The organism is Methanobrevibacter sp. (assembly GCF_017406825.1).
GTDB lineage: Archaea > Methanobacteriota > Methanobacteria > Methanobacteriales > Methanobacteriaceae > Methanocatella.
Map to the genome: position 1 here is coordinate 1 of NZ_JAFQXT010000002.1, position 17,920 is coordinate 17,920.

Consider the following 17,920-nt stretch of genomic DNA (forward strand, 5'->3'; position numbering starts at 1 on the left):
ACTACAGACAAACCAATCCAGAAATAATAAAGAAATTATACAAAACTAAAAAAGGAATTCTGACATTCTTAGACTTCCAAATGCAAAATTGGACACAAAAACATATAAAAATCAAATAAGCCTATAAAATTTTACAGACTCTTTTTTTTAAAAAATAGTGAAGAGAGTTAACTCTTCTAAAAATTAAATTGTTGTAACTGTACAACCTTCTTTTTCTACAATGACTGTATGTTCCTTTTGACTTACAAAGCAGTCCTGTTTTTCACGTAACGGTGCATATGGATAGATTGCCATTGCATCTGATAGTTGTTTCAGGGCAATGTTTCCTTTTCTTTCACCGAATTCATTTGTAATCCATCTACCGGAAAACGGAACGAATCTATGGTTGCTTTGAATGTATTTTAAAACTCTTTGAGTGCTTTTCATTCTAAAAGGTTTGTTTGCCATGTAGGAGTAAATGTAATGTCCTGGTGCATCGTTGACAATCCCTTCGCCATTTGTTGCAAAAGGTTCTATTGCAATCGCCTGGCCTTCATCTAAAACATAACTGTCGTGATTGTCATAATTAGGTATTGAAATTCCGGCATGCAGATTGTTCTGTTCCAGACTGTGTCCTGTCAGATTAAAAATAGGATTTAATTTGTATTCTGATATTGCTTCGTGAACGGCAGCTCCAATTTTTGAAACTTCAATTCCTGCTCTGACTGTTGCAATTGCAGCCTCAAGACCTGCCGCTGAGGCTTCTACAATCTCTTCATGCAGGTTTATTTCATCCTGAGTATAGTTTTCATCAATGTTTCCATCAGCTATGATTGTTACTGCAGTATCGGCAATATATCCATCAATCATTGCACCCAAATCCAATTTTACCATATCTCCAGCATGTATCATGGTTTTATCGCCTGCTGGTGAAGTGTAATGGGCGGCAACTTCATTTAAGGAAACATTACATGGAAATGCAATTTCCGCTCCGGATTTTAAAATTTCATTTTCTACATATTCAACCAAATCAATGACCAAAGTTCCCTCTTTAATCATTTTAGAAGCTTCATCACGAATTTTAGAAGTAAGTTTTCCAGATTTAATATAAGATTCAATCATAAATTTTTACCATCCTTTAAATCAATTAAATATTTAATTGATAAAGTTTATATAATATTTTGTATTACAATTTATATATAAATTGGAGGTTAAAAGATGGTTGTTTCTACAATACCTGACCAAACATTTTTATTAATTGTTTTAATCATTGTTGCTGTTGTAGTAATTATCGTAGTTGCACAATGGAAAAGTGTTGCAAACTCTAAAAATTCAATTTTATTGCTTGAAAAGGAAATTGAACTTAAAAAAATGTCCATGGTAGAAAAGGACATTGAATCTAAAAGATTAATGGACAATCCAATTCCATTGCCTCAAGAGCAACAAGACAGTCTTTCAGCTATTAGGCAATCCACTACTGAAGCTAGAAGCCGTGTAGGTTATCTTCATTCTGAAATTAATGAAAGATTAGCCAGACTTGAAGCTGAAACTGAACAAAGAAAATTAGAAAAAATGCTCAAAGAAATTGAGAAGAAAGAAGCTAAACTTCAAAAGATGAATAAATAGGTGGAAAAATGGATGCTACAGAAGCGATTGCTGTAATAATATTGATTATTGCAATTGTAGTTTTAATTTATTATTATTTATTGAACAGTCCATCTACAATCGATAAAATACGCAATTACGTTCCAACAAGTGCCGATGCACATATGGATGAAGTATTAGGTGGAAACCCTTCAGATTTAGTCAACAGTGATGTTGATGAAGAAGAATCCGAATCAATGACTAAAAGAATAAAAGTCAAATTAAGCGATATCGACATGTCCGGAATCAACACTGATGCATTCTCCAACAAAATCGACGCATTTTTGGATGCTAAAAGTGATGAATTGATTAAAGACTGGTCTTTAGCAACCACTGATGATTTAGATGATCTTCAAGCTAAATTCACTGAGACCACTAGCAATGTAGATGAACTTGAAAAAGATTATAAAGAATTCAAAAAATCATCTGAAGAATTCCAGAAAATCACCCAGGAGAAATTGGATGATTTGGATAAGAGAATTGAATCATTAGAAAATAATTAATTTATTTTCTTTGATTTTTTTTCACTTTTACGAAAACTTTATATAATATCTTTTGCATAATTAGTATTAGTTATTACTATTTTTGTGCATAGCAGGGTGGGGTAGTCTGGTGAACCCGCGGGGCTCATAACCCCGAGATCCCTAGTTCAAATCTAGGCCCTGCTACTTTTAATTAATATTTTTTGGCAAGTTGAAGACAGCTGCTGGTTATTTTAACTAAGGAAACTCCGCACATCAAACAAGACTATGGCGTTGAAAAACGTATACTGAGAAGTATGACTCTGGAGCAGAAACGACACGGCTTTTAATGGTAGACGATGATATTAAATTGAGGACATTAAAAGAAGCGGTGAAACGGCCATTCCATAGGATGCAAGAGCAAAGGTGCCGATAATCATTTGTTGTAGGCAAGGTAGTTCGCTAAGATGAATGCTGTAAAAACAGAATGTGGGTTACTCTTAACATGCCAAAATATTAATTATTTTCTTTTTTTTATGGAATATGGTAATTTTTAAATAAGTTAACATAATAAATTTTATTTAATAAGCAGATAATGGAGCAATGCTCACTAATCTTCATTTTAAAAGGAATATGATAAAATGCAAATTATCACGGTTAAAAACTTTACAAAGGATTACGGTAATGAAAAAGGCGTTTTCGGTGTTTCTTTACATGTCGAAGAAGGGGAAGTATATGGCTATCTGGGACCAAACGGAGCGGGCAAATCAACAACCCTAAGACATTTGATGGGATTCAGCAAACCTGATTCAGGAACACTCTCAATCAATGATTTGGACAGCTGGAAGGATAAGACTGATATAAAAAAAGATGTTGGTTATCTGCCGGGTGAAATTGCATTGCCCGAAGACATGACCGGAATCGAATATTTGAAATTAATCGATAAACTCAGAAAAACTAATGACTTAAGTTATGCAAATGAATTAATCGAATATTTTGAACTTGATACTCAAGTGAAAATTAAAAACATGAGTAAAGGCATGAAGCAGAAGATTGCAATTATAATGGCTTTCATGCATGATCCTAAGATATTGCTTTTGGATGAACCTACAAGCGGTCTTGATCCTCTAATGCAAGAAAAATTCATTAATCTGATAAAAAGAGAAAAGCAGAAAGGCAAGACAATAATCTTATCCTCACACATTTTTGAGGAAATAAGCAAATTGTGTGATCGGGTGGGCATCCTTAAAAAAGGTAAACTCATTAAGGAAGTTGTGATGGCCGATTTAAGGCATACTAAAAATAAAACATATAAAATAGAATTCAAAAATGAAAACGATTTCAACAAAATAAGAGATTTATATCCAAGTGACGTATTCAAAGCAGATAAGAATCAGGCCATAATTTCAATTGTAGACGAGGAAATCAACAGTCTAATTTCCAATTTGTCTTCTTGCGACTTACTTTTTCTTAAAGAGGAAAAACATACCTTGGAAGATTATTTCATGAAATTCTATGGGGATGAAGAAAATGTTTAGCATCAGGTATTTTAGTTATCTCGTCAAATCTAACTTTAAATTTTTAGCGGCATTCACTCTTGTACTTTGTGCTTTTTTAATTGTCATGTGCAACGTTTTCACACCTGAAACAATTAGTGGGATAAGCAATACTACAAAGGGCACCATTGCTTCAAATATCTTGACAGGTAATGGCACATTAATAGGTTTCATGTCAAATTCATTCTATGCATTAATGGCAATTATTTTCCCAATGGTTTATTCTATCGTCGTTGCAAATAGGATGATAGCCGAACCTGTGGATAGGGGAAGCATGGCAAGCTTTTTATCAACTCCCATGAGCAGACATAAACTCACAATTACAAGTGCGCTGTATTTGATTTTGTCTTTAATGGTAATGTGGGGTGTTGCTACAATAGTCGGAATCACTGCCGCCAATGCTTTTCAGCCGGATGCTTTGGACGTGGATACTTTTTTAATGCTTAATCTCGGAGTATTCTTATACCATTTCGCAATAAGTTCAATTTCTTTTTGTTCATCCTGCATATTCAACACATCTAAAAATTCCCTATTAATAGGCGGTGGATTGCCACTCATGTTTTTTGTAATCAGCCTATTCATCAAATTATCAGATTCCCTGGAATTTCTTGAATATTTTACATTAAATACGTTGTTCAATCCTTCAAACATAGTAAACAATAGTGGATATAGTCAGGAATTCATGATAATGGCTTTAATAGGAATAATATTGTATATTATTGGTATAATATGGTTTGAAAGAAAGGATTTGCCATTATAATCTTCAGTGATTTGATACCCTTTGTGTGAAGCAGTATTGATATTTAAAATAATTGTTGCGATAGTAAACATTTATATATTTATTTTTTCATAAATATTTTCATGAATGATGTAGTACTTTTAACAGGGGCTGGCCAAATAGGAATGGCAATTGCCAGGAGAATTGGTCATGGTAAAAAAATAGTAATTGGAGATAAAAGCATAGAAAACGCAAAAGTCGTTTCAAGAATAATGACCGAAGCCGGTTATGATACAGAAATCTTTGAATGCGATATATCTTCGAGGGAATCCATTTTAAATCTTATTTCTCAAGCTCAAAAATATGGGGAAATTGCATATTTCATCAATGCTGCAGGCGTATCCCCGTCACAAGCTCCAATAGAAGCAATTCTTAAAGTTGACTTATACGGGACTGCAGTGCTTCTTGAAGAGGTTGGTAAAGTAATCAAGGAAAATGGTGTAGGTGTGACAATTTCTTCACAATCAGGCCATAGGATGGAACAGCTTGGAGCTGAAATAGATGAACAATTGGCCACCACTCCAACAGAAGAGCTGTTGGATTTGGAAGTTCTTCAAAAGGAAAACATCCGTGATACATTGCACGCATATCAACTTGCAAAAAGATGCAATGAAAAAAGGGTAATGTATGAATCATGCAGATGGGCGAAAAGAGGAGCAAGAGTAAATTCCATATCACCAGGAATTATAGTGACTCCGCTTGCTTTGGACGAATTCAATGGTCCTAGAGGGGATTTTTACAAAAACATGTTCGCCAAGGCTCCTGCAGGAAGGCCCGGAATTGCGGATGAGGTTGCAAATGTTGCGGAACTGATGATGTCAGATAAGGGAGCATTCATAACAGGAACTGATTACCTGATTGATGGCGGTGCAACCGCATCTTATTTTTATGGCGAATTGAAACCGGAGAAATAACTTGAATATTCATTTCAAATCCAGAATATCAAGATACATCTCTTTCAATTCTTCTTTTTCATAATCGTTATAATGTTCGTTGTTCTTATCATTATTCAATGCAAAGAGCAATAACTCATAAAATACCTTATTCAGGGAATGCCCTTTTTCGGTAAGGTGGTAAGTGATTTCGTCATCTTCTGTCAGTCTCATAATCAACCCGTTCTTTTCCATTGTCTTCAAACATCTGGTCAATGATTTGTTGTCTAATGTTTTTCTGTTTGTTTGAAATTCATTAAAATGGCTTTTTCCTAAAAACAGGTCTCTTAAAATATGCAATGTCCATTTGTTGCTTATGTCTTTTATTGCATCTTCAACAGGATTTCTTTCATATTTTCTCTCATAATATCTGAGTTTTTTTTCATCCATATTTAATTGTTAGTTTTAAATGCATTTTAACTTTTTCAATGGCATTGATGCCACCTTATCTTTAAATAGAATTAATTATTAGATTTACATTAATGGAATGTGGTATTATGAAAAGTGAAAACAGAACAGTTAGGATGACAACATTATTGGCGGGGTTATTTGCAATATGTTCAGGTCTTGCAATTGGTAATTTATATGGGCTCAGCCATTACTCGTACAGATTACAAATGGGTTCGGACTTTCTCCGGCCAGCGGAGGATTCCTAGTAACAGCTACTCAAATCGGATATGCAATAGGCATCTTGTTTATTGTTCCGTTAGGTGATTTTGTACGTAGAAAAAGATTAATTGCCATTGTAATGACATTGTCAATTATTGCATTGATTTCATGTGCATTATCCCCCTCATTCATAATATTGGCATTATCATTATTCAGTATGGGTATTGTAACTATCTCTGGGCAAATTATTTTGCCTCTTGCCGGCGATTTAAGCAGAGATGAGGAAAGAGGTCATATTGTTGGGATCGTATCCTCTGGAATAACTACAGGAATATTGTTTTCAAGATTTTTCAGCGGAATAATTGCAGGATTATGGGGCTGGAGGTCAGTCTACATTATCGCAGCCGTATTGAACCTTGTGATGGCTTTAGTCATGATATATGTCTTGCCGGAAATTCCAAGGAAAAATAAACTTGAATCCTATAAAGGGCTGTTATTCAGCGTATTCACTACATTCAAACGACATAGTACTCTGGTAAGAATTTTGCTTCATAGCGGATTGATTTTTGGTTTGGTTTTCAATATATTCTGGACTTCATTAACATTCCTGTTGTCAGCTTCACCCTTCAATTATGACACGTTCCAAATAGGTCTTGTTAGCTTAGCGGGTCTTGTTGCAGCTATAGCAGGATTGGGAATAGGAAAACTACAGGATAAAGGTTTAAGCGTACCTGCTCTTGGAGTGTTCATATTGATTTGTCTTATAACCATGGTTTGCGGATTTATCTTTTCAGATTCCATTATAGCGATTATAATTATTGCAGCTACACTTTCAATCGGCGTGCAGGGGATTTCTGTTTTATCCCAGGCCAGACTGTTTGCCTTATCCGATGAGGAACGCAGTAGATTGAATACGGTTTTTGTAGTTAATAATTTCCTGTTTGGAGCTGTTGGAAGTGCATCAGCATCGTTCTTATGGGCCATGGGAGGATGGTCATATGTCATGATTGGTGCAATTGCAATTTCTGCAATGGCTTTAATGGTTTGGTTATCCTCAAGAAGTTCTTTTCATGAATTTGATAATGGGATTGGCAATTGATGGTGGCATTGATGCCACAGTAAACTTATATGTGCTTAATTTAAAGTATTGTCATGAGTATAAACTCATGGAGGTAAAAAATGCCAGTAATTAGTTTTGATATTGTAGAATTAGAAAAAGAACAAAAAGAAATATTAGCTAAAGAATTTTCCGAATCCGCTTCAAGAGTAACAGGATTACCAATAGAAATGATCTATGTTCTATTCAATGAAAGAAAAGCAGATAATGTCGGTGTGGGCGGAGTTCTTTTAAGCAATCAGGAATAATGGAAATTTTTTTCCATTGATTCTATTTTTTTAAAAAAAGAAAAGGGGATTATTAATTGAATAATCCGCTTAAAAATCCTTGTGCACCTTCATCAACATTAGTTCCGTTTAGGATATCTGATACTTCGAGCTGATAGTTGTTTATATCTCCTTGAACATTTTGTATTTGTTCAATACTGTTTGCAAGGTTTTCTATGTCGCTGTCTGTAATATTAATGTTATTGATGATGGTGTAGTTGTTGATAATGTTCACGATTGTTTGGTGATCTGTCACATTGTTTTCCTGCACTTCTTCTTTTACATCGTCAACCAAATCGGATAACTCGTCCGGATCGACATCTGAGTTTTTGACGATTTCGGCTTGAGTGTAAATCTCATTGTTTGCCGCTTCTTTTACGGTTTCAGGAATTTCAACGTCTGTGACTACTTCATAGGAATTCATGATTCCTGCAAGGGCGGATTCTCCGGTAGCGGTCACTGGGCTGGTTACGTAAACATGTCCTGCTGTAATTCCTGCTGATTTTAAAGCGGATAAGTACATGTCCCCGGTTATTGTTGTGATTTTGGATTTGTCAACAGTCACTTCCAGATTATCGTTGTCATTCAAATCAACAAGTGCTGATGAAAATATTTGGTTTGATGAGTAAGTCTTTCCGCTTATTGAGCTTGAAATCTTATTTACATCACTTGCGGTGATTATTTTCGAATTGACATTTTTTAAGTCAATGCCTGCATTGTTTACAAAGAAATTATCTACGATGTTTTTGTAGTCTGCATTGTGCTGAGTAGTTTCCCCATAGGTTATAACTACTTGTGTGTCGCTTGTGGCGAATCCTATTGGAATGAGCATTCCTATGAGGATTAAAGCCAATATGATTATAGTTTTACGCATATTATCACCTCTTTATAATAGCAAACTTTATTTAGTCATTTAAGTATTTAAATGTATCTTTTTTGTGTATATTATATTTTAGTAATTATATAATATTAAGTAAGTTTAGTTAATTTTATATGTTCTCAAATCAAATTTAACAATATAGTAAAATTTTTTTTGCTATGTTTCATAATTGGGCATGAAGGAGGTGAAAATACGAAAAGCAGTGAAAATAAATTAGTATTCGCATTAATTCTTTCTATATTGCTTCTATTTTCTGTAAGTGGGGTGTTTGCAGAGACAAATGAAACAATGTCTGATGTGGTGAGTGCTCCAAGCGAGTTAGAAGAAGTGACGCAGATTCCAGATGTTCCGGACGTTTTGTCTTCTCAATCAGATGAGGATGCCCTTGAAGCGGGCAACAATGTAATTAATGTTCACGTTTACGATTCATTTAATGAAACAGGCAAAACATGGAGCGAAGACGGGTTTGCATTAGCGGGAGCTACCGTTAAATTATATGATTCTTCAAATAACCTAATTAATACTCAAACCACTAATTCAAAAGGTATTGCAAAATTTACCAATGTCGGTTCTTCAAAATACAATATAGAACTCACATACTCTACATATAATCCGATTCTCTTGAAGGATATTGATTTGTCAAATAAAGAGGGCGCTACTTTGGATATCAGGGATGTAATGTTCATTCCGGACATATTGCTGTTGGTGGATTATTCCTCCCACAACGAAAAGGTCGACGTATTGATGAACATGTCAAAAAGGATTGCATACATAAGCACTACAAATTTCGACGAGTCAAGAGCATGGCTGGCCGAATATGCAAATTATATCCATATTGACATGTTTGCTGAAAATTCAGCGTATAACAGGTTTACGGCTTCATATCTAAAGCAGCTTTTGGCAAATTCGCCGGCAAATATAAATTATATGGTCGCATATACCTTCGGTACTTACACACAGGAAATCTTGAATGCAACCGGATTGCACATTATCGGCGCCAGTCCGGGCAACAACAGTTATGATACAATAGAGAATACCTACATAGGATCTTATTTCCAGGCGGAGGACATCCAGAATTCAGATGTTTTATTGAAAAACATGAGGAACTATTTCGATTATGTCTGTCATTTAATCGAGCCTGCAAAATATTCCAATCCTACACTGAGTGAAGACGGTATTCCTCTGATGAGCCCTGAATGCGGTTTTTATCATCCCGATTTGGGAATGTACACTCTTGTACCTGAAGCAAACTTGATACATGAATGGATTGCAACCAATCCGGGATACACCAAAACATCTGACGGCAGTCTTAATTGGATGAAGGAGGAATATGAATACTGGGTTGAACACACCTTAAATCCGCAGGAACTGTTCAACAGATTTGAAAACGATTATAAAACCAGATTGAATCCGGATAAAAAACTGATAGCTATCGCTACTTACTATTGTGGTGGAGATGTTGTTGACGCTTTAATTAGGAGTTATGCTGCCAGTGGCAGACCTGCCTTCAACATATTCAAGACAAGTACCACTCCGTCCATGTCTTCTATATTAAACAGGATAACCGATTCCTCAACAATCGGAATCTCAACAGTTACTTCATTATATAGTTGGTCTTTAAGTTATGCAAACGGTTCTGCCGAACCGGATTTATCCGAAATGGACCTGGCTGTACTTAAAGGTGTTAATGAAATTTCCGAATACAGCTACAACTCAGAATTGGGTCCTCAAATCGAATGGACATATGCAGTAACCTATCCAAGTTTTGAAGGGGTATACGGCCCTGTAATCTTATCATACGTCGACGGTGAGGGTAAGACTCATGTTATCCAGTCCGGTGTTGATAAGATGGTTAAGTTGAGTTGCGGATGGGCTGATTTGAAAGATCTGAACAATTCAGACAAGACAATCGCAATAGTGTTGTATAATTATCCGCCGGGCAAGGCCGAGATTGGTGCATCCTATTTGAATGTAACCCAATCAACATATGACTTGATCGTTAAGCTATATGAACTGGGCTATGATACGGGCGGAGACATCAGAAACATCATGACAGCACCTGAACTTGAGGAAATCATATTTAAGATGGGAAACAAGGGTTCATGGGCTTACGGATTGTTAAGGCAATACGTTGAAGACAATTATGATGAACTGGTCAAGCACAATCAGCTGATTTCAACCCGTGACTTCCGTAATCTGATAAGGGACATTCCAATGGATCTGATCAAGAACATGACCGATTACTGGGGTTCAGGTCTCGGACCTTCAATGGTATACAACGGCACTGATGAACAGTACATGGTCGTTCCGGGAATATGGTTCGGCAAGGTCTTCATCACATTCCAGCCAAGTAGGGGTTGGGAGGAGCTCAAAACCGTGGAAAATTACCACGACCTGACATTGCCTCCAACACAATACTACGTGTCATTCTACAAATGGCTGGACAAAACCGCAAAGGTCAATGCAATTGTGAATATGGGAACTCACGGAACACTTGAATGGCTGCCGGGCACAAATCTCGGTGCCGCTGAAGGCGACTGGACATTTGAGTTAACATTAAACCCGACATTATATCCATATATTGTATCAAACCCTGGAGAGGCCATGGTTGCAAGAGACAGGATTGCGGCATTATTGATTACACACATGACTCCTGCAATGGTTACATCAGGTTTATACGGCAACTACACAGTATTGAACAATTACATAACATACTATAAGGATCAGATGAACCTTAACGTATCTTCCAATGCAGAGGAATACAAGGCCAAAATCCTTAAACTGGCTCCTACATTAGGTTTTAGAAACTTCACTGAAGGCAGTGAAACCTTCCAGCAATGGTTGGATGACTTGCATTTGTACCTTGAAGCTATGGAGGACGATTTCATCACTTACGGTCTGCACACCATAGGAAAAATCCTGACCGGTGATGAGCTCATCGAAGAGGTAATCACAATTACAACTTCACAGACCAAGGTCTACAATCATATCATGGAATTCCTATACCCTGAACTGGCAGGAAAAAGCTTCTATGATGATATTCAAGGAAATCTGAATTATATAGTTCAGGCAAGTCTCATCAAACAGTTCCTGATTGATTATGTAACAGATCTGGTAAACGGCTCTTCAGCAAGTGACCTTGCAGAAAAATACGGCATTCCGATAGGCTCAGGGTTATATAACTCAACAGGCTATGCTTCACAGGTGATCGTTAACATTCAAAACAACAATGAATGGAATGCAATACTGACAGCTCTCGAAGGGGGTTATGTCAAATCAGGTCTGTTTGCAGATCCTTCCTACGGTGATTCAATCCCTACAGGATATGACGGATATGCATCCGACCCGACAAGAATGCCTTCCGAGTCAGCTTATGAATCAGCCGTTAAAATCGTTGACCTATTGCTCTCCGAGTATTATGAGAAACACGGCAAATGGCCTGAGTTAACTTCCCTCATCTTATGGGGAACAGAAATTTCCAGAACAGAAGGAATTGGTGTAGCGGAATTCCTATACTTCCTTGGTTGCAAACCCGTATGGGCTGACAACGGCAAGGTGGTTGGCGTTACAAGGCTTCCATTATCTGATTTGACAGTCAAGTTATCTAACGGAAGCGTGGTAAACAGGCCAAGAATTGACGTATTCGCAAGTATCGTTACAAGCAATAAGGATTGGTTGAACTGGATGCTGACTGCCACAAAACTGGCTGCCTTTGCACCCGGTGAAGATGAAAGCAACAATTACGTAATAAAGCATTACAATGAAAACCCTTCCCTAGACAGATTGTTCGGTCTTCCGGGCAATGTCCTTGAGGGAACCGGTATGTCAACTCTCATTCCGAATACTGCGGACTGGGACATCGACACCGTCAATGAATTTGCAATGGACGTATATCTTTCAAGAGTATCCTACTCATGGACAATCGACGATGACGGCAATCTCGTCATAACAAATCAAAAGGATAACTTCATTTATCTGCTCAATAAAACTGATTTGATTACTCAGAACTTTGACAGTACATGGAGACTGTTCGATTCAGACGATTACTATGACTGGTTTGGAGGATTGTACAATGCAGCCAATATATTGAGGGAGCAGTCCGGACAGGAAAGGCCTGACACAGCATTTGTCGATATAAGAAGTAAAAACAATTATGTTTCAAGGACCTATGAAGAGGAAATCGAGTTTGAAATAAGAACAATGCTATTGAACCCTAAATATTACATGCCGCTCGTTACAGGTGGTGGAACAGGAATGAATTCCTATGCGGCAAGAATTCAAAACATGTTTGGTGGTTTGACAGTAAGTGACAACAAGCTCGGCAAGGAAATAGGTACCCAATTGGCCAATGAATTATTGGGCATGGATGGCTATGTCAACAGCGCTACAACTGCGGCAGGTTATCAGACTTCCCTTGCATGGATGATTTATCTTGCAAATCAGGGAACCTGGCAAGCTGATATGAAAACATATAAGGATTTAGTTGACAAGTACATGGATAACGTAAACAAATATGGTGTTGCATGTTGTCACCACACATGTAAAAACCTCGCATTCAATGCAATGCTTATCCAGATGAGCTCCCTGACTCCTGCCGAAAAGCAGAAGTTCGCAGATATACTGGCTCAAGCAACCAATACCGATCCGCTATATCAGATGGAAGAGAACGAAGCATCCAGTACAGGTGACGAGGGCGCAGGAAATACAAATGCGCATGAGCTGGTTAATGGAACATCCAATGACGAGTCAAGCAGTCATGACAGCGGCAGAACTGCTGTCGGTGCAGACGCTTCTGAAAGCGGTGATGCAAAATCCGCCAGTGACGCTTCAGCATCATCAGGTGCTACAGGAGACTCCGGTGCAAAAGCATATGAGTTATCCGACAAATCAGCTGCAAAATCAGCAAGCGCAACAGAATCCAGCATGCCGATATTTGTTATCATTGCAATAATTGTCTTGATAGCAATATTCCTTTTAGGATATTGGAGAAACGACGAAGATGAATATGATGATTATTAATTAATCATCAACTTTTTTTTATTTTTTTAAATTTTAGAAATTTTTAAATATACTTTACTTCCAAACATAATAATATATTAAATCATATTGATGAGGGAGTAATTTCATGATAAAAAAGATTAATTTTATATTGGTTTTATTATTACTTTTAGTGTCTGTCGGGGCCGTAAGCGCTGCCGATGATTTTAATGACACTATTGCAAGTGATGATGAAGCTGTTTTAGAAGAAAGTGTATCGGAAGAGATTTCCAGTTCCGATAGTGATGATATTATAGCTTCTAATTCTCATACCGTCACATATTCAAATTATGCTTCCTACTTTAACTCCAAGGGGGATCTGATTTCATCTGATGTTCAGGATGGAGATACAATCATACTTGGAGACAATTTTGTAGACAAGGAGTTTAATTTTAAAAAGCCTTTGAATGTTAAGGGGTTAGAGAATTACAAATTAAGCAATTGTATGTTGACATTTAGCGGAGGGGCTTCTGCATGTGTTATATCAGATTTGACAATTATGAACACAAAGCAGGCAACCTACGGAATATTCCTGAATGGGGTGAGCAATTGTGTTATAAAAAATTGTTTTATCAATAACACCGGATCATCATCCTATGCGGTCTGTATTGCAAATGGCGCCAATTACAATCATGTAGAAAATAATAGCTTCAATGCTTATGGAATCACATACGGTCACGGAACCAGGTCAACCCCGCCTTTCCTTGTTAGCGGGGCACACTATAATTATATTGCCAATAATTATATTAGTTGCGATGATGCGAATGGAATATACTTATCTAGTTTCGCAGGAGGGCCTCTAAAAGGGGGAAATTCAAATTTCAACATTATCTACAACAATACCATTAAATATAATGTTTTGCCGACTTCCTGGGCTTATGGTATTCAATTGATGGGTTTAAACAACACTGTAGAAAAGAATAGGGTTATCGGCGCATATTTAGGTATTTGCGGTGGACAAAACAGTACCATTGTTGATAATACCATTATTAACATAAGCGGTGCCGATTTCAATCATCCTGACATTCCTGTCGGCGGGGATGGTGCAATCGTATGTGCAGCAAATTCCATTATCAGAAATAATAGGATAATAAATGCTTATGTATTGTCCACAGGTGGCGGAATTGTGGCTTCAGACAATTCCATTGTGGAGGATAATTATGTTCAGGTAAGCAATGGAAATGGTGTTGGAATTAAACCGCAAGGGTCAAATATCATCATAAGGAACAATACAATCTTCACAACTGCTGGCGCAGGTGTTTTGAATTACAAAACTCAATTCTTCAATTTATTTGTTTTGAATAACAATATCACTTCCCAATCTGGTGTTGGCGTTTTAATCCAAAGGTTAAGCGCTAAAAAAATGCCGGGTAACATTACCGTAACCGGAAACACTATTAATACCACTAATGCTTTTGCAATTGATATTTCAGAAGCAGATGCTTCAATGTATTATTCCATTAAAGGAAATACCATTATAGGCACTTCAGGAATAAAAGATCCGAAAGGGGAATATGACCCTTCAAAATATCATTATGAATTTAATGGAAAAACCCATCAGATTACTCCAGACAACTTTGGAGATTATATTGACGCTAATGGAGGATTAACTTCAAATATTACCGATGGGGACATTTTATACTTCTCCGGCGAATTTTCAAATAATTACATTTATTTGAATAAGGCTGTTAAAGTCACCGGAGCAAACCCAATATTCAGAAATACAACATTCAGAGTATCTTCCGATGGTGTTTGGATTGAAAAATTGACTATTCTAAACGATCGCTGTGAAAGAGTAAACGCATGGGGAGTTCTCATTTATCAGGTAACCGCTTCAACAGTTGTCAATTGTACAATCAGCGTTTACGATCCGAATGCGGCATATACAATTTATGCTTTGGAATCAAGTCAGGTAGATATAATCAACAACACTCTCTCATCTGAAGGAAACTATCTGACCTATACAATCCTAGCGAATAGCATAGTGGATTCTAATATTATTAACAACACCATTTTTACAAATGGTACCGGACAGCTTTACACATTCGAACCTGAACACTGCATTGATGGAGATGAGGTTTGCCCAGAGGGCAATACTGTGTGTCCTGAAGGTAATAGTGTTTGTCCTGAGGGCAATGAGGTATGTCCAGAGGGTAGTTCTGTGTGTCCTGAAGGAAGTAGTGTTTGTCCTGAAGGCAATGAGGTATGCCCAGAAGGAAGTAGCGTTTGCCTGGAGGGCAATTCAGTTGCAGGAAGTCACACATTGCGTGAAGTTTACAGGACCTATGGTATATTGATGGTCTATTCCTCAGACAATGTCGTTTCAGGAAATAAAGTTCGCGTAACATCCAAATTAAACCAAACTTACTCAACATACAATTCCACCAACTCAATAGTGGGTATCGATTTGTATTATAACAGTCACAATAATGTATTCTCCAATAATGAAGTCCATGTTTGGGGAAATGACAATTACATTTATGGAATGGGTGTTTTAGGATATTACACTACAATGATTGCTCCTCAAGGTCAAGGAGCTGAAAACAATAAGTTCATTGATAATAACATTTTGCTTGAAGGCACTTACTTCGTTACAGGAATAATTGTAGGTTCCTCATCCGAAAACACAACTCTCAGTGGTAATGTCATCAACGCTCAATCCAATAATGTCTCATATGGTATTACACTGGAAATGTCTAAAAGTTCCAATATTGAAAATAATGACATCACATTAAGTTCAGAAATCGTTTACGGCATGGAAATTTTCGGTACTGAATCATTTAATTCCGATTATAATGTAATCGTAAATAATGACCTTGAAATCACAGCCAAACAGTCATATGGAATTGTGATGTCCATAAGCAATTATAATCAAATCAATTCAAACAAAATATTGATTGTCATAACCGATGAAGACTTTGAATTAAAGAATATCTCCACCAAAAACTATGATGTGATCGTTGGAGGAGATGCAGGATTGTACCTCAGGTCTTATTCCACAAACAATTATATTGACGACAACAATATCACTATTACAATAGGTTATGCCATCATAATTGATGACGTTGCTTGTAATAATTCAATTTCAAACAACTATCTATGCTCCGGTAATGGAACAGGCAATGATGCAGTGAATTCAACTGCAAATAACACTGTAAAAGATAATTATGTGCATTTGGTGGTCGGCAGACTTTCAGATGTAAGCATCAAATACTTCGAGAATGGAACATTCATATTTACAACCTACGATTCCAACCTAAATGGGGCTAAAATCGAATTCCTCGATGATTATTATGAAATCATTAATACTACAGTAATATCCGACGGAAGCGCAACATTCGTATATGATTTCAATAATTTTGAAGATTACACCCCTGCCTCTTATATGTTCTATGTAAAAGTTTATAAGGAGAATTATAAGGTTACAGAATTCCAAAACATGGTAAACATTGCAGATGGTGAATTGTCACTGTCTGTTGATAATGTCACTGGGGCCATTGCGAGAAACACTCAATACACAGCCATTGTCAAAAATATTTTAGGAAATGGCGTTAAAGGAATTCTTGTCGATTTTTGGGTAATTGATGAGTTGGGATCACAATATGTCGGAAAGGCAACCACAGATGAAATGGGCATTGCAATCCTGACAGCTAAAATACCACAACCGGAAGGTGAAAACCCTCAAATTTTAGCTGAAGTCAATAATCCGTATTATTTTGAATCAACATCCGCTTATGCTAACTTAACAGCGTATTGGTTAACCTTCACTAGCATGTCAGTAAACTCAAAAGTTTATGCCGGAAGCGTTTTGGCTACCCTGAAAGATAAAAACGGCAACTTGTTGGCTAATAAACACGTTTCTGTTGTCATTAATGGAAAAACTTATAATCTAAACACCGATTCATCAGGATCAGTCAAACTCCCTGCGGTGGCCAGAGGCACATATACAATTTCAGTATCTTTTGCCGGCGATAATGAGTATTATGACTCTAAAAGCACTGTTAATGTCACTGTAATGCCGGTCATACTTGGAGGTAAAAACTATAACGTGTATTATGGAAATGCCGTAAAATACAAGGTGCGCATTGTCGGACCTGACGGCAAGTATGTCGGTGCAGGCAAGGTCGTAACCATTAAAGTCAATGGCCAAACTTATAAGGTCAGCACTGATAGGAATGGATATGCAACCAAATCCTTGAAATTGAAGGCCGGAACATACACCATTACTTCAGAGTACAATGGGGATAAGGTGTCAAACAAGATTACCTTCAAGCCTACATTAACCGCCAAAAATGTCGTTGCCAAAAAAGGCAAGAAAGTCAAATTCACTGCAAAATTAGTGAATAAAAAAGGCAAAGTCCTTAAGAATAAAAAAGTGACCTTCAAGGTTAAGGGTAAAAAATACACTGCCAAAACCAATAAAAAAGGCATAGCTACTGTGACTATTAAAAACTTGAAAAAGGTAGGTAAATTTACTATAACTTCAAGTTACGGTGGTTGCACAATTAAAAACACTATTAAAATTAAAAAATAAGGGTTTTATACCTTTATTCTATTTTTTTAATCTCATTTTATTTTTTTTTCAATTTCATTTTAATAACTTTTAAATATATTTAATTACCATAAATTTTAAATGTAGTCAATTTATTAAACTACTGTCA

Annotated in this window: 12 protein-coding genes, 1 tRNA gene and 1 other RNA gene; 11 read left to right on the plus strand and 3 right to left on the minus strand. The window is 36.7% G+C overall.

What is annotated here, in order from left to right; all coding sequences use genetic code 11:
* Window positions 1-183: 183 nt before the first annotated feature.
* Complete coding sequence (gene map, locus IJF99_RS00205) at window positions 184-1,101, minus strand: type II methionyl aminopeptidase (RefSeq protein ID WP_292790454.1); 918 nt, start codon at window positions 1,099-1,101, stop codon at window positions 184-186.
* 96 nt (window positions 1,102-1,197) lie between these two features.
* Between map and IJF99_RS00210 the strand changes: the two genes are divergently transcribed.
* The 7 genes from IJF99_RS00210 (at window position 1,198) to IJF99_RS00240 (ending at window position 5,332) form a co-directional block, all read left to right on the plus strand.
* On the plus strand, window positions 1,198-1,605 hold the full coding sequence (locus tag IJF99_RS00210) for a hypothetical protein (protein WP_292790456.1): 408 nt from the start codon (window positions 1,198-1,200) through the stop codon (window positions 1,603-1,605).
* Between the two features lie 8 nt (window positions 1,606-1,613).
* Complete coding sequence (locus IJF99_RS00215) at window positions 1,614-2,126, plus strand: hypothetical protein (protein ID WP_292790459.1); 513 nt, start codon at window positions 1,614-1,616, stop codon at window positions 2,124-2,126.
* A gap of 90 nt (window positions 2,127-2,216) precedes the next feature.
* A tRNA-Met gene (locus IJF99_RS00220) sits at window positions 2,217-2,291 on the plus strand.
* 20 nt (window positions 2,292-2,311) lie between these two features.
* Window positions 2,312-2,593, plus strand: an RNA gene (rnpB, locus tag IJF99_RS00225) — RNase P RNA component.
* A gap of 132 nt (window positions 2,594-2,725) precedes the next feature.
* Entirely contained in the window at window positions 2,726-3,622 is an 897-nt protein-coding gene (locus IJF99_RS00230; protein WP_292790462.1) for an ABC transporter ATP-binding protein, read from the plus strand.
* Entirely contained in the window at window positions 3,615-4,400 is a 786-nt protein-coding gene (locus IJF99_RS00235) for an ABC transporter permease subunit (RefSeq protein ID WP_292790464.1), read from the plus strand. The genes IJF99_RS00230 and IJF99_RS00235 overlap by 8 nt, the downstream gene beginning before the upstream one ends.
* Before the next feature lie 101 nt (window positions 4,401-4,501).
* Complete coding sequence (locus IJF99_RS00240) at window positions 4,502-5,332, plus strand: SDR family oxidoreductase (RefSeq protein WP_292790467.1); 831 nt, start codon at window positions 4,502-4,504, stop codon at window positions 5,330-5,332.
* A 9-nt stretch (window positions 5,333-5,341) separates the two neighbouring features.
* Here the strand turns inward: IJF99_RS00240 and IJF99_RS00245 are convergent, their stop codons facing one another.
* A complete protein-coding gene (locus tag IJF99_RS00245) occupies window positions 5,342-5,740 on the minus strand; it encodes a helix-turn-helix domain-containing protein (RefSeq protein WP_292790470.1) in 399 nt (132 codons plus the stop codon).
* Between the two features lie 193 nt (window positions 5,741-5,933).
* On the opposite strand from IJF99_RS00245, the gene IJF99_RS00250 reads away from it, so the two are divergent.
* Together IJF99_RS00250 and dmpI are read left to right on the plus strand one after the other, a co-directional pair.
* A complete protein-coding gene (locus IJF99_RS00250; RefSeq protein ID WP_366931229.1) occupies window positions 5,934-7,058 on the plus strand; it encodes an MFS transporter in 1,125 nt (374 codons plus the stop codon).
* A gap of 80 nt (window positions 7,059-7,138) precedes the next feature.
* On the plus strand, window positions 7,139-7,324 hold the full coding sequence (gene dmpI / locus IJF99_RS00255; RefSeq protein ID WP_292790473.1) for a 4-oxalocrotonate tautomerase DmpI: 186 nt from the start codon (window positions 7,139-7,141) through the stop codon (window positions 7,322-7,324).
* A 52-nt stretch (window positions 7,325-7,376) separates the two neighbouring features.
* Here the strand turns inward: dmpI and IJF99_RS00260 are convergent, their stop codons facing one another.
* Complete coding sequence (locus IJF99_RS00260) at window positions 7,377-8,216, minus strand: DUF1002 domain-containing protein (RefSeq protein WP_292790475.1); 840 nt, start codon at window positions 8,214-8,216, stop codon at window positions 7,377-7,379.
* 270 nt (window positions 8,217-8,486) lie between these two features.
* Between IJF99_RS00260 and IJF99_RS00265 the strand changes: the two genes are divergently transcribed.
* Both IJF99_RS00265 and IJF99_RS00270 read left to right on the plus strand, forming a co-directional pair.
* Complete coding sequence (locus IJF99_RS00265; RefSeq protein ID WP_292790478.1) at window positions 8,487-13,241, plus strand: cobaltochelatase subunit CobN; 4,755 nt, start codon at window positions 8,487-8,489, stop codon at window positions 13,239-13,241.
* Window positions 13,242-13,347: 106 nt separating this feature from the next.
* On the plus strand, window positions 13,348-17,793 hold the full coding sequence (locus IJF99_RS00270; RefSeq protein ID WP_292790482.1) for a right-handed parallel beta-helix repeat-containing protein: 4,446 nt from the start codon (window positions 13,348-13,350) through the stop codon (window positions 17,791-17,793).
* Window positions 17,794-17,920: the final 127 nt, after the last annotated feature.